At 73.9% G+C, this 20,967-nt stretch carries 22 protein-coding genes; 6 read left to right on the top strand and 16 right to left on the bottom strand.

Annotated features, from left to right (window positions below; genetic code table 11):
* Positions 1-37 precede the first annotated feature (37 nt).
* Positions 38-346 carry a co-chaperone GroES gene (groES, locus tag ACIRBY_RS06775; protein WP_030230757.1) on the bottom strand — a complete coding sequence of 103 codons (309 nt, stop codon included), beginning with the start codon at positions 344-346 and terminating at the stop codon, positions 38-40.
* 347 nt (positions 347-693) lie between these two features.
* Between groES and ACIRBY_RS06770 the strand changes: the two genes are divergently transcribed.
* From ACIRBY_RS06770 to ACIRBY_RS06755, 4 genes are all read left to right on the top strand, one after another.
* Positions 694-1,380, top strand: a complete 687-nt coding sequence (locus ACIRBY_RS06770) for a response regulator transcription factor (protein ID WP_403897106.1) — start codon at positions 694-696, stop codon at positions 1,378-1,380.
* A gap of 5 nt (positions 1,381-1,385) precedes the next feature.
* A complete protein-coding gene (locus ACIRBY_RS06765; protein WP_403897103.1) occupies positions 1,386-2,759 on the top strand; it encodes an ATP-binding protein in 1,374 nt (457 codons plus the stop codon).
* 158 nt (positions 2,760-2,917) lie between these two features.
* Complete coding sequence (locus ACIRBY_RS06760) at positions 2,918-4,075, top strand: LCP family protein (RefSeq protein WP_403897101.1); 1,158 nt, start codon at positions 2,918-2,920, stop codon at positions 4,073-4,075.
* Entirely contained in the window at positions 4,063-5,472 is a 1,410-nt protein-coding gene (locus ACIRBY_RS06755; RefSeq protein WP_403897098.1) for an FtsW/RodA/SpoVE family cell cycle protein, read from the top strand. The genes ACIRBY_RS06760 and ACIRBY_RS06755 overlap by 13 nt, the downstream gene beginning before the upstream one ends.
* Positions 5,473-5,649: 177 nt before the next feature.
* Here ACIRBY_RS06755 and ACIRBY_RS06750 read toward each other — a convergent pair whose 3' ends face one another.
* From ACIRBY_RS06750 to ACIRBY_RS06740, 3 genes are all read right to left on the bottom strand, one after another.
* Positions 5,650-5,937, bottom strand: coding sequence for a YciI family protein (locus tag ACIRBY_RS06750; RefSeq protein ID WP_403897095.1), 288 nt, complete (start codon positions 5,935-5,937; stop codon positions 5,650-5,652).
* A gap of 366 nt (positions 5,938-6,303) precedes the next feature.
* Positions 6,304-7,176 carry a polysaccharide deacetylase family protein gene (locus tag ACIRBY_RS06745; protein ID WP_403898198.1) on the bottom strand — a complete coding sequence of 291 codons (873 nt, stop codon included), beginning with the start codon at positions 7,174-7,176 and terminating at the stop codon, positions 6,304-6,306.
* A 14-nt stretch (positions 7,177-7,190) separates the two neighbouring features.
* The gene (locus ACIRBY_RS06740) at positions 7,191-8,144 is read right to left on the bottom strand and encodes a polysaccharide deacetylase family protein (protein WP_403897093.1); all 954 of its coding nucleotides are present in this window, start codon (positions 8,142-8,144) and stop codon (positions 7,191-7,193) included.
* A 72-nt stretch (positions 8,145-8,216) separates the two neighbouring features.
* On the opposite strand from ACIRBY_RS06740, the gene ACIRBY_RS06735 reads away from it, so the two are divergent.
* Positions 8,217-9,407 carry a methyltransferase domain-containing protein gene (locus ACIRBY_RS06735; RefSeq protein WP_403898195.1) on the top strand — a complete coding sequence of 397 codons (1,191 nt, stop codon included), beginning with the start codon at positions 8,217-8,219 and terminating at the stop codon, positions 9,405-9,407.
* Between the two features lie 199 nt (positions 9,408-9,606).
* On the opposite strand, the gene ACIRBY_RS06730 is transcribed toward ACIRBY_RS06735, so the two are convergent.
* The 5 genes from ACIRBY_RS06730 to tsaB are packed head-to-tail and all read right to left on the bottom strand — an operon-like array spanning position 9,607 to position 13,067.
* Positions 9,607-10,317, bottom strand: coding sequence for a hypothetical protein (locus ACIRBY_RS06730; protein WP_403897090.1), 711 nt, complete (start codon positions 10,315-10,317; stop codon positions 9,607-9,609).
* Positions 10,318-10,374: 57 nt separating this feature from the next.
* Positions 10,375-10,635, bottom strand: a complete 261-nt coding sequence (locus ACIRBY_RS06725) for a hypothetical protein (protein WP_403898192.1) — start codon at positions 10,633-10,635, stop codon at positions 10,375-10,377.
* Between the two features lie 17 nt (positions 10,636-10,652).
* Positions 10,653-11,807: a tRNA (adenosine(37)-N6)-threonylcarbamoyltransferase complex transferase subunit TsaD gene (gene tsaD / locus ACIRBY_RS06720; protein ID WP_403897088.1), complete on the bottom strand. Its 1,155-nt coding sequence runs from the start codon at positions 11,805-11,807 to the stop codon at positions 10,653-10,655.
* Entirely contained in the window at positions 11,800-12,393 is a 594-nt protein-coding gene (rimI, locus tag ACIRBY_RS06715; protein ID WP_403897084.1) for a ribosomal protein S18-alanine N-acetyltransferase, read from the bottom strand. Before rimI ends, tsaD begins: the two co-directional genes overlap by 8 nt.
* Positions 12,390-13,067 (bottom strand): tRNA (adenosine(37)-N6)-threonylcarbamoyltransferase complex dimerization subunit type 1 TsaB, encoded by a 678-nt coding sequence (tsaB, locus tag ACIRBY_RS06710; protein ID WP_403897081.1) that lies wholly within the window; start codon positions 13,065-13,067, stop codon positions 12,390-12,392. The genes rimI and tsaB overlap by 4 nt, the downstream gene beginning before the upstream one ends.
* 157 nt (positions 13,068-13,224) lie before the next feature.
* Here tsaB and ACIRBY_RS06705 point away from each other — a divergent pair, with 157 nt between their 5' ends.
* Entirely contained in the window at positions 13,225-13,785 is a 561-nt protein-coding gene (locus tag ACIRBY_RS06705) for a hypothetical protein (protein WP_403897078.1), read from the top strand.
* 64 nt (positions 13,786-13,849) lie between these two features.
* Here ACIRBY_RS06705 and ACIRBY_RS06700 read toward each other — a convergent pair whose 3' ends face one another.
* The 7 genes from ACIRBY_RS06700 to glmS all read right to left on the bottom strand — a co-directional run bounded on the left by ACIRBY_RS06700 (position 13,850) and on the right by glmS (position 20,882).
* Positions 13,850-14,047, bottom strand: coding sequence for a hypothetical protein (locus ACIRBY_RS06700; protein WP_403897075.1), 198 nt, complete (start codon positions 14,045-14,047; stop codon positions 13,850-13,852).
* Between the two features lie 131 nt (positions 14,048-14,178).
* Positions 14,179-14,739, bottom strand: a complete 561-nt coding sequence (gene tsaE / locus ACIRBY_RS06695) for a tRNA (adenosine(37)-N6)-threonylcarbamoyltransferase complex ATPase subunit type 1 TsaE (protein WP_403897073.1) — start codon at positions 14,737-14,739, stop codon at positions 14,179-14,181.
* Positions 14,696-15,895, bottom strand: a complete 1,200-nt coding sequence (locus ACIRBY_RS06690; RefSeq protein WP_403897070.1) for an alpha/beta fold hydrolase — start codon at positions 15,893-15,895, stop codon at positions 14,696-14,698. Before ACIRBY_RS06690 ends, tsaE begins: the two co-directional genes overlap by 44 nt.
* Positions 15,896-15,935: 40 nt before the next feature.
* Positions 15,936-17,072: an alanine racemase gene (gene alr / locus ACIRBY_RS06685; protein ID WP_403897065.1), complete on the bottom strand. Its 1,137-nt coding sequence runs from the start codon at positions 17,070-17,072 to the stop codon at positions 15,936-15,938.
* A 113-nt stretch (positions 17,073-17,185) separates the two neighbouring features.
* Positions 17,186-18,601, bottom strand: coding sequence for an NAD(P)H-hydrate dehydratase (locus tag ACIRBY_RS06680; protein WP_403897062.1), 1,416 nt, complete (start codon positions 18,599-18,601; stop codon positions 17,186-17,188).
* Positions 18,602-18,627: 26 nt separating this feature from the next.
* A complete protein-coding gene (locus ACIRBY_RS06675) occupies positions 18,628-18,996 on the bottom strand; it encodes a holo-ACP synthase (RefSeq protein ID WP_042814327.1) in 369 nt (122 codons plus the stop codon).
* Between the two features lie 14 nt (positions 18,997-19,010).
* Positions 19,011-20,882: a glutamine--fructose-6-phosphate transaminase (isomerizing) gene (glmS, locus tag ACIRBY_RS06670; protein WP_403897058.1), complete on the bottom strand. Its 1,872-nt coding sequence runs from the start codon at positions 20,880-20,882 to the stop codon at positions 19,011-19,013.
* Positions 20,883-20,967 lie beyond the last annotated feature (85 nt).

Genomic DNA, 20,967 nt, shown 5'->3' with positions numbered 1-20,967 from the left:
GACCAGGGGCGCAGTTCAAAGCAATGCTGAGAAGTGATTACTTCTCGACGATCGCGAGCACGTCGCGGGCCGAGAGGACGAGGTACTCCTCGCCGCTGTACTTCACTTCGGTGCCGCCGTACTTGCTGTACAGCACGATGTCGCCGACGGAGACGTCCAGCGGGAGACGCTGGCCGTCCTCGAAGCGGCCCGGGCCGACCGCGAGGACGACGCCCTCCTGGGGCTTCTCCTTCGCGGTGTCCGGGATGACCAGGCCGGAGGCCGTGGTCTGCTCGGCGTCGAGCGGCTGGACCACGATGCGGTCCTCAAGCGGCTTGATGGCAACCTTGGAGCTGGCGGTCGTCACGATCCGACCTCCCCCTTCGGAGATCCGGGGTTAACTGTCTGAGGTGGCGACCAGGTCGATCCGTCGTCGCGGGTGCCGGACCTGCCTGTCGCTGTGTTGGCACTCGCCGGGGGCGAGTGCCAGGTGTGACACTATTCCGGCGATTAGCACTCGGTCAAGCGGAGTGCCAACACGGTCCGCTGGATCCACGTATTCCGGCCGCCGAACCCCCCACTTGGCCCAAACCCGGCCCCCGCCGCCTCCGGCCCTCCGCCGAAATCCCGGCCCCGCCCGGGGACGGCTCGCCCCGACGGCCCCGCAGGGCCCGCCCCGGGCCGGTCCGGCGCCCGGTATGTGAGGCTTGGCGCGTGCGCATCCTGGTCGTCGAAGACGAAGAGAACCTGGCCGAGTCCCTCCGGCAGGGCCTGTCCGCCGAGGGCCACCGCGTCGAGGTCGCCCACGACGGGCACCGGGGCCTGGAACTGGCCCTCACCGGCGGGCCGTACGACGTCGTCCTGCTGGACCTCATGCTCCCCGGCCCCGGCGGCGCCGAGATCTGCGCCCGCATGCGCGCCCACGGCGACCCCACCCCCGTCCTGGTGCTCACCGCCAAGGACGGCGAGTACGACGAGGCCGAGGGCCTCGACGCCGGGGCCGACGACTACCTCACCAAGCCGTTCTCCTTCGTCGTGCTCGGCGCCCGCCTGCGCGCCCTCGCCCGCCGCGCCGCCGGCCCCGCCGCCGGACCCGCCGTCCTGCGGGCGGGCGACCTGGTCCTCGACCCGCACGACCGCCGCTGCCGCCGCGGCGCGCAGGACATCGAACTCACCGCCCGCGAGCTCGGCGTGCTCGCCTGCCTGATGGAGCGGCCCGGCCGGGCCGTCGCCAAGCAGGACATCCTCGACGAGGTCTGGGACTCCCCGCACGGCATCGACCCCAACATCGTCGAGGTCTACGTCTCCTCCCTGCGCAAGAAGATCGACGCACCCTTCGGCCGCCGCTCCATCCTCACCGTCCACGGCACCGGCTACCGCATGGCCCCCGACGGCGGCTGACGGTGGTGAGCAGCCTCCGCGCCCGGACCGCGCTCGCCGCCGCGCTCGCGATGGCCGCCGTACTGGCCACCGGCGGGCTGTGGCTGTACACCCTGATGCGCGGCAACCTCCTCGACAACACCACCGGCCGCACCGAGCTCGCCGCGCGGAAGGTCGCCGCGCAGGTCGACACCCGGACCCTCCCGCCCGGCGGCCGGCTGCCCGCGCCCGAGACGGGGGTCGACCTGGTCCTCGTACGCGACGCGCAGGGCCGGACCGTGGCGAGCACCGCCGCCGGCGGGGAGCCCCGGGACATCCCCCGCCTCGACGGGCTGCGCCCCGGGCCCGGGCAGGACTCCCGGTCGGCCGTACTCGCGCCCGCGCACCCCGGCGGTCAGCGGCGCGTGGTCGTCGCGGTCGCCGCCCCCGGCCCGCCCGCGGCGCACGACCCGGCCGCCCCGCACACCGTGTACGCGATGACCGTGCTCGGCGACGTCGACGACGCCACCCGCGCCGTCGCGGTCGCACTGCTCGCCGGCGCCCCGCCGCTCACCGCCTTCGCGGCGGCCCTGGCCTGGTGGGCCACCGGGCACGCGCTGCGCCCCGTCGCCGCCATCCGCTCCGGCCTGGCCGCCGTCACCGCGAGCGAGCTCGACCGCCGCGTCCCCGACCCGGGCGGCGCGGACGAGATCGCCCAGCTGGCCCGGACCGTCAACGACACCCTCGACCGGCTGGAGCGCTCCGACGCCCGGCAGCGGCAGTTCACCGCCGACGCCTCGCACGAGTTGCGCAACCCGCTGGCCGCCGTCCGCTCCCGACTGGAGGTGGCCCTCGCCATGGAGCGGCCCGACCGGGCGTCGGTGGCCGCCGCGCTGGCCGACACCGAGCGGCTCCAGCGGATCGCCGCCGACCTGCTGCTCCTGGCCCGCCTCGACGGCGGGCCCGCGCCGCGCCCCGAGCCGGTGGACCTGGCGCTGCTGGCGGCGGAGGACGCGGCGCGCCGGCCCGCGCCCCGGATGCCGCTGCGGCTGGAGGCACCGGCGCCGGTCCCGGCGTACGGGGACGCGGCGCGGCTGGAGCGGGCCCTGGCCAACCTGGTGGACAACGCCCTGCGGTACGCCCGGGGAGGGGTCGTGGTGCGGGCCCTCGCACGGGACGGGTGGGCGGTGCTGGAGGTCGCGGACGACGGCCCGGGAATCCCGGAGGCGGACCGGGCCCGGATCTTCGAGCGGTTCGTACGGCTGGACGCGGACCGGGGCCGGGCCAGCGGCGGCACCGGCCTGGGCCTGGCGATCGCCCACGAGATCGCACGGGCGCACGGGGGCGACGTGCGGGCCTTGGCAGCTCCCGGCGGGGGCGCCCTGCTGGAGCTGCGGATCCCGGCCGGGGGACGCCGGTAGGGGTCGCGGGGCGGGCCCGCTCTCAGGTTTCCTTCAGCGGGCCTGCGTCAGGATCGACCGGCATGAGCGCGCGACGGAGGAAACCCGGCACCGGCCACCGCAGGCACTCCCCCCGCCGGACCGGCCGCAGACTGCTGGTCGCCGCGTGCGCGCTGACCGTGCTGGCGGGCGGCACCGCCTGGTACGCCTACCGGGACCTGGCGGCCGGCATCGCCAGCTCGAAGGCGCTGGACGGGGCCGAGAAGTCGGCGCACGGCGATGTGAACGTCCTGCTCATCGGCCTGGACAGCCGCCGCGACCAGAACGGCGAGCCGCTGCCCGAGGAGGTCCTCGACCAGTTGCACGCGGGGAGCTCGGACATCGGCGGCTACAACGCGAACACCATGATCCTGCTGCACGTGCCCGGTGACGGCGGGCGGGCCAAGGCCTTCTCGATACCCCGGGACGACTTCGTCGAACTCGCGGGGGCGGAAGGGGCGGCCGGGACCGGACGCAAGGACAAGATCAAGAAGGCGTACGGGCTGGCGAAGGAGGCCAGGGAGGAGCAGCTCTCCGCGCAGGGGGTCAAGGACCGGCGGCAGCTGGAGCGGGAAGGGCGCGAGGCGGGGCGCAAGGCCCAGATCGCGACCGTGCGGAACTTCCTGGGCGTGCCGGTCGATCATTTCGCCGAGCTGAACCTGGCCGGCTTCTACCACCTGGCCGACGCGCTGGACGGCGTACCGGTGTGCCTGAAGAAGCCGGTGAAGGACCGCTACTCGGGGGCGGACTTCCCGGCGGGCCGGCAGACGCTGAACGGGAAGCAGTCCCTGGCGTTCGTACGGCAGCGGCACGGCCTGGACGGGGGCGACCTGGACCGGACGAAGCGGCAGCAGGCGTTCCTGGCGGGGGCCGCGCACAAGCTGAATTCGGCCGGGACCTTCACCGATCCGGCAAAGCTGATCAAGTTGATCGACACGGCGAAACAGGACGTCGTGACGGATGCGGGGTGGGATCTGCTGTCGTTCGTGAAGCAGGCGAAAAACCTGTCCGGCGGGAAAATGCAATTTTCGACACTCCCCGTCGAAGGCTTCGCAAGGAACCATGGGGAGGACGTCAACGTCGTAGATGATATGAAGATAAAGCGCCTCATTGCCGAGCAGATCGGTCCCCGGACCGCCACTGCGACGACCCCGAGTGCACCGGGCGCCGCATCTCCTTCCTCCTCCTCTTCCCCGCCGCCTCCCGCCTCATCTCCCTCGGCCGCGCCGCCGGGGCAGCAGCCGGAGCAGCCGGAAGAGGGCACCATCGACGGCGGCGGCGTTCCGTGCGTGGACTGAGGCCGCTGACGACGGCGGGCGCCCGCCGCCGCACCGAAGCGCTCCTGCTGGTCTTCGTCGTCGGCATCGCCGTCTTCGGGCACGTGAGCGCGGGCCTGGCCATGAACGGCGAGCTGCCGCAGCACCTCACCAGCTTCGTGATCAGCATGACCCTGCTCTCCCTGGTGGGGCACCTGGGCATCCGCCGGTTCGCGGCCTACGCCGACCCGCTGATCTTCCCCCTCGCCATGCTGCTGACCGGGCTGGGGCTCGTCCTGATCCACCGGCTCGACCAGGGGTACATCGAGCGCTACGGCTCCGACGCGAACGCGCCCGGCCAGCTGATGTGGACGGTGGTGGGGGTCGCCGCCTGCCTGCTGGTGGTGGCACTGCTGCGCGACCACCGGCTGCTCCAGCGGTTCATCTACATCACGATGGCCGTCGCCCTGGTGCTGCTGATCGCGCCGGCGTTCTTCGGCGCGGACACGTACGGCGCGAAGCGCTGGATCATCCTCTTCGGGTTCTCGCTCCAGCCCGGCGAGTTCGTGAAGATCATGATCGCGATCTTCTTCGCGGGATATCTGGTCATCCACCGCGACTCGCTGGCCCTGACCGGCCGGAAGTTCCTGGGCATGCGGCTGCCGCCGATGCGGCAGCTCGGACCGATCATCACGGTGTGGATCATTTCGCTGCTCGTGCTGGTCTTCGAGCGCGACCTCGGCACCTCGCTGATCTTCTTCGGGGTGTTCGTGGTGATGCTGTACGTCGCCACCGAGCGCACCAGCTGGATCGTCTGCGGCCTGGTCATGGCGGCGGGCGGCGCCTTCGTCGTCGGCTCGACCGAACCGCACGTCAAGGCGCGCGTGGCGGCCTGGCTCAACCCGCTGTCCTACTACTGGGAGAACCGCCCGCCGGGCGTCACCTCCGACCAGTCGGCGCAGGCGCTGTTCAGCTTCGGCACGGGCGGCGTCTCGGGCACGGGCCTGGGGCTGGGCCACCCCGAGCTGATCAAGTTCGCGGGGCGCAGCGACTTCATCCTGACGACGGTGGGCGAGGAACTCGGCCTGGCCGGGGTCATGGCCGTCCTGCTCCTGTACGCCCTCCTCGTGCAGCGCGGCCTGCGGATGGCCCTGGCCGCGCGGGACCCGTTCGGCAAGCTGCTCGCGGTGGGGCTCGCTGCGGCGCTGGCGCTCCAGGTCTTCGTGGTCGCGGGCGGCGTCACGGGCCTGATCCCCCTGACCGGCAAGGCCCTCCCCTTCCTGGCGAAGGGCGGCTCGTCACTCCTGGCCAACTGGATCATGATCGCCCTCCTCCTCCGCATCAGCGACAGCGCGGAACGACAGCGGGAGGCCGACGCACGGGGGCCGGTGGAAACGACGATCACCCCGGCGGTGGGGGCGGGGGCCGGGGGGCGGTAGGGGCTCGTGGCGCGGGGCGGCACCGAACGGCGGGGCGGGGTCGGGGGTCGCCTCACCGCCGGCTCCGTCCAGTGCTCAATGCCGGTCGACCCGGCAGGTCGGCAGCTCCACTGGACCGCCTCGCGGCAGTCCCGCCCCTGCGGAAACGGCACCGAACATGGCGGCTGAACTCGCCGATCAGGCCTTGAGGTCCTCCAAGCCGGCCGCGACCAGCAACGGGGTGAACTCCACGATGCCGTGCACGGCGACACCCGCGAGGACGTACGGATCGGTCGCGAGAAGCCGGTCGAGTTCCTCGACGGGCATGCCGGGGGCGAGGTACACGCCCCCGACCAGAGGCACCTGTCGGCCGGCCACCAGAAGCGCTCGCCGGGATATGAGCTGGTTCAACCAGTCGCCGTGGGCCGGTCTCCATCGGTCCACTTCATCCAGCGGTGCCGTGTAGGTCACTGTGACAACGAACATGCCCGGACCGTAGCGGAACACCGGGGACTGCCGCGATCGCATTCCATGAGGCCCCGGCTTCCGGGCTCGCCCCCGGCAACTCGACCGGATCCGGCCCTTGTTGGCTGCTTGGAAGCGGCGGCGCGTCTACTGCCCGAGCCGCTGCGCCCGCAGCCGGTGAACGGCTACGCCGTCGCGGGAACCGCCACCCTGGACTGCGTCCTGGTCATGCGCGACGTCCCTGCGACCTGGCACCCTCTCCCCACCATGACGTCTCTACAGGGTGCTGCTCGGCCGGCCAGTTGAAGCCCGGCCAACCTGGGACCCGACCACCCCGGCCCCCGGTCCGCTGTCCCGTTCCGCCTGGGGCGAGGCCGTGCCCCGCTCCTACAGGTAGTCCTCCAGGCGGGCGATCTTGTAGCCCTGTTCCTGTATGTGCTGGAGCATCCGCGTCGTCATGTGGATCTCCGTCGCGCCCTTGAGTTCCGACGGGCCGCGGAAGTGGGCCAGGATGATGTCACCCGGCTTGAGGGCCGATCCCTCGGCGTACTGGAAGTCGTTTATCTGCATCGACGCCCGCCACAGCACGACCGTGCTGATGCCGCACTCCGAGGCGGCCTTCAGGGTGTCGTCGTTGTAGTTGCCGAACGGCGGGCGGAAGAGGACCGGGCGCTTGCCGAAGCGCTTCTCCAGGCGCTCCTGCTGGCCGCATATCTCCTTCTTCTGCGCCGCGAACGCCAGCGTGCGCATGTTCGGGTGCGTCAGGGTGTGGTTGTTCACCGTGCTGTTGGAGCCGTTGTCGCGGATCTTCTCGAAGTAGCCGTAGTCCGACGAGGCCACGTTGTCCGTCAGGAACATGCTGATCGGCAGCTTCAGGTCGGCCGCCATCTTCAGGAACTCGGGGTCCTTCTCCGCGCCGTCGTCGAAGGTCAGGAAGACGACCTTGTCGTTCGGGGCCACGGGTATTCGGTCCACCACCACCGGCTTGCCCGGCCCCGCCGGCTTGGGGAGTTGGGGCTTCTGCGCGGGCTTCGGGGCGTACTGCAGCGGGGCGGTCAGCCCCCACTTGCGGTACGCCTCGTCCCCCGGGGTGCCCGCCTGGGCGGAGGCGGCCGCGGAGGCCGGGGCGGACGGGGAGGCCGACGGGGCCCCCGGCGTCTGCCCGGCCTTGCGGCCCAGCCTCTCGATCGGATCCACGCTGTTCCCGCATCCCGACAGGGACAGCGCGAGCGCGCCGGCCGTCAGCGTCCCGGCCATCAGCCGGCGCGCGTACTTCACAGGTAATCCTCCAGGCGGGCCACGGCGTACCCCTTGTCCGTGACGGTCTTCATGACATGACGGATCATGTCAGGCATCGTGCCCTTCCAGTCCTCTCGACCCCGGAAGTGCGTGAGGATGACGTCCCCGGGGTGCAGGTCCCTGTCCCACTCACGGTAGTCCATCCGGTTCGGGAAGGCCTCCGCGTTCCAGAGCGGAACCGCTTTGATGCCGCAGGACTTGGCCGCGCGCAGCGTGTCCTGGTTGTAGTTCCCGTACGGGGGCCGGAAGAGCTGGGGCCGCTTGCCGAACTGCTTCTGGATGGTGTCCTGCTGGCCGCAGATCTCCTCCCGCTGCTGCTCGTAGTTGAGTCCGGGCATGTAGCGGTGGTTGAGGGTGTGGTTGTTCAGGGTGACGCCGGCGGCCTGCATCTCCTTGAAGTACGGGTAGTTGTCGCGGACGAGGTAGTCGCTGAGGAACGCCGTGTACGGGATCTTCAGCTCCTGCATCATCCGGATGAACTCGGGGTCCTTCTCGGCCCCGTCGTCGACGGTCAGGAAGACGACCTTGTCCTCGGTCGGGACGGTGGTGAAGACCGGGGGCAGATCGTCCTGGCCCTCGACCTCGAAGCCCTCGCGGGTGGTGATCTCAGGCTTCGCCTTGGGTCCGGCCGGGGCCATGAGCGGGGTCTTGGCCAGGCCCCACTTCTTCGCCATGGCGACGCGGGCCTGCTGGGCGGCCTTGAGCTTCTCGGCGGAGTTGGCGAGGGCGCCGGCCGCGCCGGAGCCGGCCTCGGCGGCGGCCTGGCCCGGCTTGCCCTTGACCGGCGTACCCGGGTCCGCGGCGCCGCACCCCGTGCCCAGGGCGGCGACCAGCAGCGCGGCCGCGGCCACCCCGTACCGGCCGCGCGGGCGCGCCGCGGACCGGTGACCAAACTGCGTGGGATTTCCCTTTTGTCGTACTAGCTGCATAGCAGCGGATCCTTGCACCCGACAGCCCGGCTCCCCGGCCGACACCACGGCCGCGGTCCCCCCTTCCACCGACTGGCCGACAATGGAGCCGTGACTCCCGAAGACTTCGCCGCGCTCCTCACCCCCGAGGGCCGCGCGCTCCTCGACTCGCTCCGCGACTACGACCCGGCCCAGGAGCTGGCCGTCGCCACCCGGCTGCGCCGCGACCACCCGGCCGGGCTGGTGTCGGCCGCGCTGGGGCAGGCCCGGCTGCGGCAGCGGGCGGTGGCGAAGTTCGGGGCCGAGGACGCGTTCCGGATGTTCTTCACCCCCGGCGGCGGCGAGATGGCCACCCGCGCGTCGGTGGCCTCGTACCGGGCCGACCGGCTCGCCGAGCTGGGCGTGCGGAGCGTCGCGGACCTGTGCTGCGGGATCGGCGGGGACGCGCTGGCGCTGGCGCGGCGCGGGATCCGGGTGCTGGCCGTGGACCTCGACCCGCTGACGGTGGCGGTCGCGCGGGCCAACGCGGAGGCCCTGGGACTGGCGGACCTGATCGAGGTCCGGGAGGCGGACGTGACGACGGTGGACGTGTCCTCGTACGACGCCGTCTTCATCGACCCGGCGCGGCGCGGCGGACGGGGCCGGATCTTCGACCCGGAGTCGTACTCGCCGCCGCTGTCGTGGGCGGTCGGGGCGGCGCGGGCGGCGCGGTACGCCGCCGTCAAGATCGCACCCGGGATCCCGCACGAGGCGGTGCCGGCGGAGGCCGAGGCGGAGTGGATCTCGGACCACGGGGACGTGAAGGAGGCCGTGCTCTGGTTCGGCACCGCGCCCGGCACGGTACGGGCCACCCTGCTGCCGGGGCCGGTCGGGCTCCACACCGCCGAGCCGCTGCCGGACCCCGGGGCGGGGCCGGTGGGGCGCTGGCTGTACGAGCCGGACGGGGCGGTGATCCGGGCGCACCTGGTCGCGGAGGTGGCGGAGGAGCTGGACGGGCGGCTGATCGATCCGACGATCGCGTACATCACGGCCGACGAGCTGCGGGCCACGCCGTACGCGACGGCGTACGAGATCACGGACGTGCTGCCGTTCGGGCTGAAGAAGCTGAAGGCGCTGCTGCGGGAGCGGGAGGTGGGGGTGCTGACGGTGAAGAAGCGGGGGTCGGCGATCGAGCCGGAGGAGCTGCGGCGGAAGGTCAAGCCGTCGGGGCCGCACTCCGCGACGGTGTTCCTGACGCGGGTGGCGGGGGCGCCGGCGATGCTCATCGGCTCGCCGGTGGCCTAGGGTCTGTCGGGCTCCGCCCGGGCCCCCGCGCCTCGATCGCCGGCGGGGCCGGTTTCGGCCCGGTGCGGGGGCGTCGTGCGGGGCCGCGCCCGGGCCCCGCGCCCGGGCTTTCGGGGCTCCGCCCCGGGACCCCGCGCCTCGATCGCCGGCGGGGCCGGATCGTGGCCCGCCCCGGTGGCCGGGGCCGCGGCGTTGCGGCTCAGACGCCCGCGAGGCTGGAGTTCGCCGGCCTCGCCGTGCTGTGGCGGACCCGTCGGCCGGCGGCCCCGCCGGACGGCACGGGCGCCGCGCCGTGCCGGGTCCTGCGCGCCCGCAGGGACCAGCTGTAGTGGGTGGCGGCCTTGGCCAGGCCCAGGAGGGCGGTGATCCACAGGATCATGCCGAGGCCCATGACGTACGCGATCTGCCCGACGGTGTCCGTGCCCGGCCGGGCACCCGCGGCCGCGGCGAAGGCCGTCCAGAGGCCGAGGGCGCCCAGGGCCAGTGAGGCCACCAGCCACACCAGGCTGCGGCCCGGGGCGCGCAGGCCCGCGTCCGTCTCGGGGTCCCGGCCCGCGACGACCCAGGCGCACAGCAGCCGGTGCACCCGGCGCTCCTGCCGGGCGCCGCGCACGAAGCAGTACCCGGCCGGTCCCAGCACCCCCAGGCCCATCACCGCGAAGGCGGCGCCGAAGAGGTGGTCCAGCCCCGCACCGGACTCGAAGGTCATCACGGCCATGCCGACGAAGGTCCAGCCGAGCGCGAAGACCGCCGCCACCAGCCAGAGCAGCACCAGCCGTCCCAGGCCCAGGCTGCGGCGGCTCAGGTCGGCGAGGAAGCGCGCGCGGTCGGCCCGTACGACGCTCTCGTCCAGCCACTCGCGCAGGTGCGCGGGCGGCGGCGGGGGCGGCAGGTCTCGGCGGCTAGGCATGCGCACGACCCTAGCGGCGCCCCGTCGAGCTTCACCGCAGCGCTCCTCGACCCGCGGTCAGCCGCCGTGCGTGACCTCGACGGACTCGAACCGCCAGCGGTGCACGGCCCGGGTGATCAGGTCCGCCGCGGGCTCCGGCAGCTCGGGCAGTCCGGCCGCCGTGCCGCCTTCCGGGACCTCCCACCAGGTGATCACGAGGACCCGGTCCCCGGCGGCGCGCAGCACCTCGCGGCGCACCGGCTCCCGGGCCAGGACCTGGGCGCGGGCCCACTCCAGCAGCTCGTTGCCCCGGCCCTCGACGGCCCGGGCCTCCCACATCAGGGCGACGACGGTGTTCACGAGTACAGGTTGTCCTTGCTCAGCTCGTGCACGTGGTCGTGGTCGTGGGAGTGGGCGCCGCCTCCGTGGCCGTGCTCGTGGCCGTGCTCGTGGTCGTGCTCGTGGGCCGTGCCCGGGACGTGGGGGTCGGTCACCGGGAGGGAGGAGTCCGCCGACAGGTCCCAGTCCGAGGCCGGACGGTTCCGCTTGACCATCTCCGCGCCCAGGGCCGCGACCATCGCGCCGTTGTCGGTGCACAGCTTGGGCCGCGGGACGCGCAGGATGATGCCCGCGTCGTCGCACCGCTCCTGCGCGAGCGAGCGCAGCCGGGAGTTGGCCGCCACGCCGCCGCCGATCATCAGGTGGTCCACGCCCTCGTCCTTGCACGCGCGGATCGCCTTGCGCGTCAGCACGTCCACCACGGCCTCCTGGAAGGACGCCGCCACGTCGCGCACCGGCACCTCCTCGCCCGCGTTCCGCTTCGCCTCGATCCAGCGGGCCACGGCCGTCTTGAGGCCGGAGAAGGAGAAGTCGTACGCGGGGTCGCGCGACCCCGTCAGTCCGCGCGGGAAGTGGATGGCCTTCGGGTCGCCCTCCTTCGCCAGCCGGTCGATGACCGGGCCGCCGGGGAAGCCCAGCTGGAGGACGCGGGCGATCTTGTCGAAGGCCTCGCCGGCCGCGTCGTCGATGGTGGCGCCCAGCGGGCGTACGTCGCTGGTGATGTCCGGGGCGAGGAGCAGCGAGGAGTGGCCGCCGGAGACCAGCAGGGCCATGGTGGGCTCGGGCAGCGGGCCGTGCTCCAGCTGGTCGACGCAGATGTGCGAGGCGAGGTGGTTGACCCCGTAGAGGGGCTTGCCGAGCGCGTACGCGTACGCCTTCGCGGCCGAGACGCCGACGAGCAGGGCGCCCGCGAGGCCGGGGCCCGCGGTGACGGCGATGCCGTCGAGGTCCCGGGCGCTGACGCCGGCTTCCTTGAGGGCGCGCTCGATGGTCGGGACCATCGCCTCCAGGTGGGCCCGGGAGGCGACCTCGGGCACGACCCCGCCGAAGCGGGCGTGCTCGTCGACGCTGGAGGCGACCGCGTCGGCGAGCAGGGTGGTGCCGCGGACGATGCCGACGCCGGTCTCGTCGCAGGAGGTCTCGATGCCGAGGACGAGCGGTTCGTCAGCCATGGGTCTCACTGCTCTCAGGGTGTTCGTGGGTCTCAGTGGTCGAGGGGGCCGAGGGGGCCGGCGCGGCCGGGCCGGCGGGATCGGCGGGGTCGGCCGGGGCGGCCGTGCGGGCCGGGTCCGTCAGGCGCATCACCAGCGCGTCGACGTTCCCCGGCTGGTAGTAGCCCCGCCGGAAGCCGATCGGCTCGAAGCCGAAGCGCTCGTAGAGCCGCTGGGCGCGGGTGTTGTCGACCCGGACCTCCAGCAGCACCTCGGCGCATTCGAAGGCGGTCGCGGCGCGCAGCAGTTCGGTGAGGAGGCGGGCGCCGAGTCCGGTGCCCCACTGGTCCTTGGCCGCCGCGATGGTCTGTACGTCGCCCAGGTCGCCGGAGGCCGCGAGGCCCGCGTAGCCGACCAGGCGGCCGGAGGAAGGGTCCTCGGCGACGACGTAGCGGCGGCTGGCCCGCGGGCCGCGGGCGTGGGCGAGCTCGGACCAGAACATGCCGGCCGACCAGGCGTCCTCGGGGAAGAGCTCGTGCTCCAGTTCCAGCACCGGTGCGATGTCCCACCAGCGCATCTCGCGGAGCACTGCGGTCGGGGCCGTCACTGCGGGGTGACCACCTTGTAGTTCTTCGGCACCTGGGCGTCGGGGCGGCGCAGGTAGAGCGGGACCGGGGCGGCGCCGTCGGCGTTCTCGAACGGGATGCCCGCCGCGAGGCGCTCCGCGGCCAGGGCGGCCAGGGCCGCGGCGGACTGGTGCTCGGGGCCGCGGGCGTCGGTGAAGACCTCCGGGTACAGCCGGGCGCCCTGGCCGACCGCCGGGAGGCCGGCGACCTGCTCGGCGATGTCGGCGGGGCGGTCGACGGCGGGCTCGCCGACGCGGGTGCGCGGGTCCTCGTAGCGCGCCCAGTAGACCTCCTTGCGCCGCGCGTCGGTGGCGACCGTGAAGGGGCCCTCGATCCCGGCGGCGCCCGCGGCGTAGGCGAGGCCGTCGAGGGTGCACAGGCCGTGCACGGGGACGCCGAGGACGGCGGCGAAGGTGGAGGCGGTGACGAGGCCCACGCGCAGCCCGGTGTAGGGGCCGGGGCCGACGCCGACGACGATGCCGGTGAGGGCTTCGAGCTTCACCCCGGCCTCGGCGAGGACCCGGTCCACGGAGGGCAGCAGGAGCTCCCCGTGGCGGCGGGCGTCGACCTGGTGGGACTCGGCCAGGACGGACTCCCCGTCGTGCAGGGCGACGGTGACGGCGGGCGTGGCGGTATCTACGGCGAGCAAGAGCACGCGAACAGCCTACGACTCCCCGGGCCCCGGGCCTTGCGGCCGGTCGGGACGGGGCCCGGCTGCTACCTTTCGACCGGGAGTACGACGCGGCGGCGGGCAGCAACGGCCCGGCGGCGCCGCAGAACCGGTACGCGCAGGCGCGGAGAGGTGGAGCAAGGTGTCACGCAGCAGCTCGGGAATCGTGGCCGGGCTCACGGCCGCGGCGATCGCCGCGATCGGCTTCCTCGGCTTCCAGGCCCACGCGACTGCTCCCGCGCACCCCGCGAAGGCCGCCGAGAAGGCGCCGGCGGCCCCGCAGCAGCAGGCTCCGGCGCAGCAGGACGCGGCGAAGCCGGCGGTGCTGCCGGCCGAGTCGGGGGCCGGGCAGCGGGTCGTGTACTCGGTGTCGCAGAAGCGGGTGTGGCTGGTCGCCGAGGACGGCAAGGACCCGAAGACGTTCACGGTGGTGCCGAGCACGGTGCAGCCGGCGCCCGGCAGCTACCTGGTCAACTCGCGCGCGGGCACGGTCACGGGCTCGGACGGGGTGCCGATCGAGCACGTCGTGCGGTTCGCCAACAGCACCGAGGGGATCGCGATCGGTTTCAGCGCGCGTGTGGACGGTGCGCTGCCGCAGCCGGACCCGGCGAAGAAGACGGGCGGCATCCGGATGTCGCGTGCGGACGGCGACGCCATGTGGGCCTTCGCGCTCTACAACTCGAAGGTCGTCGTCGTCCAGTAGGACGCCCCCGCCTCCGCCCGGGCATTCACCCGTACGGGGCGCCGTGCGCGGGCCCTCGCGGGCTTCAGGCCGCTTCCGGTTCCGTGGAGGCGGCCTGTTCCGCGTCCGCGGCGCCCTCGGCCGCGGCACCCTCGGCTGCGGGGTCCCGGGGAGCGGGCTCCGAGCGTGCGGGCGGCGTGGACACCGCGGTCGCGGCCGCGCCCGCCGCGAGCAGGGCCCGCATGGACACGACGGGCGCTCGTTCTGCTCGTGCTGCCGACATGGCTGCCTCCTGGGGCCCCGGGACGCCGTACTTAGGTACACCTAACCAACGCTCGGTACCATGTCATCACGTGGGCCCGCACCGGCGCAATATTTTCCCGACGGGTTGTCGGTACGTCGCCGGCGGCCCGGCTACGCCGGCGACAGTGCCGCCAGCTGCGGCCCGGCCTGCGCCCAGCGGGCGCCGACGCCGCGCAGCGCGACCTCGCGCACGTCGTCCAGGACCTCCTCGTGGCCGACCGCGCGCCCGATGACCACGTGCAGCCGGTCGTCGGAGAGCTCCTCCACCTTGCCGTCGCCCCACTCCACGACGACCACGGACTCGGGCAGCGAGACGTCGAGGTCGAGGTCCTCCATCTCGTCCAGCCCGCCGCCCAGCCGGTACGCGTCCACGTGCACCAGCGGCGGCCCGTCGCCCAGGGACGGGTGCACCCGGGCGATCACGAAGGTCGGCGAGGTCACGGCCCCGCGCACGCCCAGGCCCTCCCCCAGCCCCCGGGTCAGGGTGGTCTTGCCCGCACCGAGCTCACCGGTCAGCAGGACCAGGTCGCCGGGGCGCAGCAGACCGGCGATCCTGCGGCCCAGCTCCTGCATGGAGGCGGGCGAGTCGACGGTGATCAGGGTTTCGGCGGCGGCCTCGGCCAGGGCCTCAGCGGCCGGGCTGCGCGGCGCTTCCCGCTGTACGTCTTCCATGCGCCCCAACGTTAGTCGCTGCGGGGACGGCTCCGGCGCGGGCCAGCAGGCCGGTGAGCAGCCCCGTCACGATCTCGGGGCGCTCCAGCATCATCAGGTGCCCGGTCTCCTCCAGGACCACCAGCTCGGCGGCCGGCAGCTCCTCCTTGATCACCACGCTGTGCCCGGCCGGGATGATCATGTCCCGGTCCCCGGCGACGACGGTGACGGGCACCTCGGCGAACCGCTGGAGGGCGGCGCTCTTGTCGTGGGTCTGGAAGGCCGGGTAGAACTCGGCGACCACGTCGATCGGGGTGGCCTCGATCAGCCGCTCGGCGAAGCGCGCGACGCCGGGGTCGACGTCGCGGGAGCCGAACGAGTAGAGCTTGATCATGCCGGCGAAGAGGTCGGCGGTGGCCCGGCGGCCCTTCTCCACGAGCTCCACCTGGGAGCCGAGGGCCTTGAGCACCCCCGGCAGCAGCCGGCGCACCGCGCCCTGTCCGATGGACGGCAGCCCGTAGGTGACCTCGTCGAGGCGCCCGCTGGACGTCCCGATCAGGGCCACGCCGAGGACGCGGTCGCGCACCAGCTCCGGGAACTGCTCGGCGAGGGCCATGACGGTCATCCCGCCCATGGAGTGGCCGACGAGGACGAGCGGGCCCTCGGGCGCGGCGGCGTCGATGAGGGCCTTGAGGTCGCGGCCGAGCTGGTCGATGGTGACGGGCTCGCCGTCGGCCTGGGCGAGGCCGCGGGCGCTGCGGCCGTGGCTGCGCTGGTCCCAGTAGACGGAGCGGACGACGCCGCGCAGGGCGGCGCGCTGGAAGTGCCAGGAGTCCTGGCTGAGGCAGTAGCCGTGGCAGAACACGACGGTGGCCGGGGCCGCGCCCTTGCGCCGCGGCCGGCGCTTGCCGCCGCCGCGGGCGGCCGCCGCGGCCGTTGCGGCCCCGTCGAGCTCGTCGACCTCGTAGTAGAGCTCGGTGCCGTCCTCGGTGCGGCAGGTGCCCTCGGTTCCGCGCAGGGAGCCGTAGTCCCCCGCGGCGTCGAGGGCGAGGCGTGCTTTCCTGCGGATGCCCCGGCCCACGGTGATCCTTTCGACGGCGACACCGGCTGCGGCGCCCGCCGCTATGACACCGATGGCGGCGCCGGCCCAGCCGGCCTTGCGCCAGTTCTCGCTCACGACACGTTCCCGCTCACGACGTCGCCGTCCTCACTCAGCCTCAGCCGCCGAGGTAGACCCGGGGCACCCGACCTCCGATACGGGTGACGATCTCATACGCGATCGTATGCGCCGCTTGAGCCCAGTCCTCGGCGGTCGGCTCGCCGCGCTCGGCGTCGCCCAGGATGACCACCTGGTCGCCCGCCTCGGCGGGGTCCTCGCCGAGGTCCACGACGAACTGGTCCATGGCGATCCGCCCGGCGGCCCGGCGGATCTTCCCGGAGACGAGGACGGGCCCGCGGCCGGAGGCGTTGCGCGGGATGCCGTCGGCGTAGCCAGCGGGGACGAGCGCGAGGTGGGTCTCGGACTCGGTGACGTAGTGGTGCCCGTAGCTCACGCCGTGGCCGGCGGGGACGGTCTTGACCAGCGCGAGGGAGGCCCTGAGCGTCATCGCGGGCCGCAGGCCGAGCTGGGCGGGGGTGCCGAGCTCGGGCGAGGGCGAGACGCCGTAGACGGCCAGGCCGGTGCGCACGAGGTCGAAGTGGCTCTCGGGGAGGGTGAGCGTCGCGGGCGAGTTGGCGATGTGCCGGACCTCGGGGTCGACGCCCTCCTTCTCCGCGTGGGCCAGCATGTCGCGGAAGGCGTCGAGCTGGAGCCGGATGGAGGGGTGGCCCGGCTCGTCGGCGCAGGCGAAGTGGGACCAGACCCCGGTGACCCGGACGGTGCCCTCGGCCTGGGCGGCCACGGCCGCGCCGACGAGGTCGGCCCAGTCGGCGGGCTGGCAGCCGTTGCGGCCGAGGCCGGTGTCGGCCTTGAGCTGGATCCGGGCGGTGCGGCCGGCCGCGCGGGCGGCCGCACGGACCTCGTCCAGGGCCCACATCCCGCTGACGGACACGTCGATGTCGGCCTCGACGGCCTCACGCCAGGGACCGCCGGGGGTCCACAGCCAGCACATGATCCGCCCCTGGATCCCGGCGGCGCGCAGCTCCAGCGCCTCCTCGGGGGTGGCGGTGCCGAGCCAGGTGGCCCCGGCCTCCTGGGCCGCCCGGGCGCACTGGAGGGCCCCGTGCCCATAGGCGTTCGACTTGACGACCGCCATCAGCTCGGCCCGGGGCGCCCGTGCGCGCAGTGCGCGCACGTTCGCCCGTACCGCGTCAAGATCGATCTCGGCGTACACGCGCATCGGTGTCTCGTTCATCGCCCACAGTCTCTCAGAACCCCCACCACTCGGTGATCGGGCATGGTTCGCCCCTCCTTGTCCGACTCGCCGGACGGCAACGGAAAGCCGGTGGCGGCACGGCCGTGGCCGGCCTAGGCCATGACGCTCCGCCACGCCCGCGGCAGCGCCGCGGCCACCTCCTGCGCCACCACCGGCGCGCCGTCCGCCGCGAACCGGCCCGCCAGGCCGTGCAGGTACGCCGCCACCGAGCCCGCGTCCACCGCTCCGAGGCCCCCCGCCAGCAACGCCCCCGCCAGCCCCGACAGCACGTCCCCGCTGCCGGCGGTGGCCAACCAGGGCGTCCCCGTCGGATTCACCCGCACGGCCCCGCCCCCGGCGGGGGCGACCAGCGTGGTCGACCCCTTCAGCAGCACGGCCGCTCCGTACCGCCCGGCCAACTGCCGCACGGCGGCCAGCCGGCCGGCCTCCACCGCCTCGCGCGCCGTCCCCAGCAGCGCCGCCGCCTCCCCCGCGTGCGGGGTCAGCAGGGTCGCGGCCCGCCGCCGGCGCACCACCGCGCCGTCCAGCCCGCGCAGCCCGTCCGCGTCGACCAGGACCGGCACGTCCGTGTCCGCCAGGGCCCGCTCGACCTCCTCCGCGCGCTCCGAGCCCAGTCCGGGCCCGACCACCCAGGACTGCACCCGCCCCCGCCCGACCAGCACCTCGGGGAAGCGGGCCAGCACGGCGTCCGCCGCCGGCCCCACGTACCGCACCGCGCCCGCGCCGCCGCGCAGGGCCCCCGCCACGGCGAGCACCGCCGCGCCCGGGTACTGCTGCGATCCGGCGACGACCCCGACCACGCCCCGCCGGTACTTGTCGCTCGACGCCGTCGGCACCGGCAGCAGCCGCGCCACGTCGGCGTGTTGCAGCGCCTCGGTCTCCACGGGGGCGCCCGCCAGGTCCAGTCCGATGTCGACCAGCCGCACCGCCCCCACCCGCGAGGCGCCGGGATCGGTCAGCAGCCCCGGCTTGTACGCCCCGAAGGCCACGGTGACGTCGGCCGTCACCGCGGGACCCGCCACCTCCCCGGTGTCCGCGTCCACCCCGCTCGGCAGGTCCACCGCGACCACGGGCGTCCCGGCCGGGATCCGCTCCACCAGCGCGGCCGCGGCCGGCCGCAGCCCGCCCCGCCCGCCGATCCCGAGCAGCCCGTCCACGACCAGGTCGACCCGCTCCGGCACGGACGTCCCGACCCTTCCCCCGGCGGCCCGCAGCGCTGCCAGCCCGCCCGGGTGCATCCGCTGCGGGTCCATCGGGACCGCCGTCACCGCGGCCCCGCGCCGCGCCAGCCGGGCGCCGGCGTACAGGGCGTCGCCGCCGTTGTCGCCGGGCCCGACCAGCAGGACCGCCCGGGCCCCGTGGACCCGGCCCCGGCGGCGGGCCAGCAGCTCCGCGCACACGACGGCCAGCCCGGCCGCGGCCCGCGCCATCAGGGCGCCCTCCGGCAGACGGGCCATCAACTGCCGCTCGGCGGCCCGTACGGTCTCCACGCTGTAAGCAGTACGCATGCCACCAGCGTGCCGCACGCGGGGCCTCAGCCCTCGGCGATCACCACCGCCGACGCGATCCCGGCGTCATGGCTCAGCGAGATGTGCCAGGACTTCACGCCGAGCGCCCGGGCCCGGGCCTCGACGGTGCCGGACACCCGCAGCCGGGGCTGCCCGGTCTCCTCGACGTAGACCTCGGCGTCCGTCCACAGCAGCCCGCCGGGCGCGCCCAGCGCCTTGGCCAGGGCCTCCTTGGCCGCGAACCGGGCGGCGAGCGAGGCGACTCCGCGCCGCTCGCCGCTCGGCAGCGTCAACTCGGTGTCGAGGAAGAGCCGCTCCGCCATCTGCGGCGTCCGCTCCAGCGCCGCGCCGAACCGCTCGATCTCGGCCACGTCAATCCCCACACCGACAATCACAACGACAACCCCAACTACTCCACCGTCACGGACTTCGCGAGATTACGCGGCTGGTCCACCTCGTTGCCGCGCGCGGTCGCCAGCTCGCAGGCGAACACCTGGAGCGGGACCGTCGCGACCAGCGGCTGGAGCAGCGTCGGCGTCGCCGGGATGCGGATCAGGTGGTCGGCGTACGGGACGACGGCGTCGTCGCCCTCCTCCGCGATCACGATGGTCCGCGCCCCGCGCGCCCGGATCTCCTGGATGTTGGAGACGATCTTGTCGTGCAGGACCGACCGGCCGCGCGGCGACGGGACCACGACCACCACCGGCAGGTCCTCCTCGATCAGCGCGATCGGCCCGTGCTTGAGCTCGCCCGCCGCGAAGCCCTCGGCGTGCATGTACGCCAGCTCCTTGAGCTTGAGCGCGCCCTCCAGGGCCACCGGGTAGCCGACGTGCCGGCCGAGGAACAGCACGGTGTCCTTGTCGGCCAGCGAGCGGGCGAGGGCCCGTACCGGCTCCATCGTCTCCAGGACCCGGTCCACGGCCGCGGCGATGTCAGACAGCTCCCGGATCACCGCCTCGATCTCGTCGCCCCACTTCGTCCCCCGCACCTGGCCGAGGTACAGGGCGACGAGGTAGCAGGCCACCAGCTGCGTCAGGAACGCCTTCGTCGAGGCGACGGCCACCTCCGGCCCGGCGTGCGTGTACAGCACGGCGTCCGACTCGCGCGGGATCGTCGACCCGTTCGTGTTGCAGACGGCCAGCACCCTGGCCCCCTGCTCGCGCGCGTGCCGCAGCGCCATCAGGGTGTCCATGGTCTCGCCGGACTGGGAGATCGCGATCACCAGCGTCCGCTGGTCCAGGATCGGGTCGCGGTAGCGGAACTCGCTGGCCAGCTCGGTCTCGCACGGGATGCGGGTCCAGTGCTCGATGGCCAGCTTCGCGATCATGCCCGCGTGGTACGCCGTACCGCACGCCACGATCACGACCTTGTCGACCTCGCGGAGCACCGAGGCGGGGATGCGCACCTCGTCGAGGGTGAGCAGGCCGCCCGCGTCGATCCGGCCCAGGAGGGTGTCGGCTACGGCCTTCGGCTGCTCGGCGATCTCCTTGAGCATGAAGTAGTCGTACCCCCCCTTCTCGGCCGCCGAGGCGTCCCAGTCCACGTGGTACGCCCGCACCTCGGCGGGCGCGCCGTCGAAGCCGGTCACCGTGACCCCCTCGCGGCGGAGCTCGACGACCTGGTCCTGCCCCAGCTCGATCGCGGACCGGGTGTGGGCGATGAACGCGGCCACGTCCGAGGCGAGGAAGTTCTCGTCCTCCCCGACGCCCACCACCAGCGGGGAGTTCCGGCGCGCCCCGACCACCACGTCCGGCTCGTCGGAGTGCACCGCGACCAGTGTGAAGGCGCCCTGGAGCCGCCGGCACACCTGCCGCATCGCCTCCGCGAGCCCGGCGGCCGTCGGGCCGCCGGCGGCCCGGACCGCGTCGAAGCGCTCGGCCAGCAGGTGCGCGACGACCTCCGTGTCCGTCTCGGACTCCAGCCGGTGCCCGCGCTCGGCCAGTTCGGCGCGCAGCTCGGCGAAGTTCTCGATGATGCCGTTGTGGACGACGGCCACCCGGCCGGAGTTGTCCAGATGGGGATGGGCGTTGGCGTCGGTGGGCCCGCCGTGGGTCGCCCACCGGGTGTGCCCCAGGCCCGTGGAGCCCGCCGGAAGCGGCTGTGCGACCAGCTCCTTCTCCAGGTTGACGAGTTTTCCGGCCTTCTTGGCGCTGGAGAGCTTCCCGTCGGCGAGGACGGCGACGCCGGCCGAGTCGTAGCCGCGGTACTCCAGCCGCTTCAGTCCGGCGATGACCACATCGAGCGCCGACTGCGCTCCCACGTATCCCACAATTCCGCACATAGGCCGCAGGGTACGCCTGAGTTGGGCGCCTGTCGGGTACCCGAACAGGACGAAAACCCGCCCGGCGGACCCACCGTCGGACCCA

It is taken from the genome of Streptomyces sp. NPDC096136 (genome assembly GCF_044763325.1).
Classification (GTDB): domain Bacteria; phylum Actinomycetota; class Actinomycetes; order Streptomycetales; family Streptomycetaceae; genus Streptomyces.
Note: the sequence above shows the minus strand (reverse complement) of the source record. Positions and strands in the feature narration are given on the sequence as shown.

Bases quoted from the DNA above. Each gene is read 5' to 3' on its own strand.
- ACIRBY_RS06740 (WP_403897093.1), bottom strand. From the start codon at position 8,144: ATGCAGCTAGTACGACAAAAGGGAAATCCCACGCAGTTTGGTCACCGG.
- ACIRBY_RS06730 (WP_403897090.1), bottom strand. From the start codon at position 10,317: ATGCCTAGCCGCCGAGACCTGCCGCCCCCGCCGCCGCCCGCGCACCTG.
- ACIRBY_RS06725 (WP_403898192.1), bottom strand. From the start codon at position 10,635: ATGTGGGAGGCCCGGGCCGTCGAGGGCCGGGGCAACGAGCTGCTGGAG.
- tsaD (WP_403897088.1), bottom strand. From the start codon at position 11,807: ATGGCTGACGAACCGCTCGTCCTCGGCATCGAGACCTCCTGCGACGAG.
- alr (WP_403897065.1), bottom strand. From the start codon at position 17,072: ATGAACGAGACACCGATGCGCGTGTACGCCGAGATCGATCTTGACGCG.
- ACIRBY_RS06680 (WP_403897062.1), bottom strand. From the start codon at position 18,601: ATGCGTACTGCTTACAGCGTGGAGACCGTACGGGCCGCCGAGCGGCAG.
- glmS (WP_403897058.1), bottom strand. From the start codon at position 20,882: ATGTGCGGAATTGTGGGATACGTGGGAGCGCAGTCGGCGCTCGATGTG.
- ACIRBY_RS06750 (WP_403897095.1), bottom strand. From the start codon at position 5,937: ATGTTCGTTGTCACAGTGACCTACACGGCACCGCTGGATGAAGTGGAC.
- tsaE (WP_403897073.1), bottom strand. From the start codon at position 14,739: ATGGAAGACGTACAGCGGGAAGCGCCGCGCAGCCCGGCCGCTGAGGCC.
- ACIRBY_RS06700 (WP_403897075.1), bottom strand. From the start codon at position 14,047: ATGTCGGCAGCACGAGCAGAACGAGCGCCCGTCGTGTCCATGCGGGCC.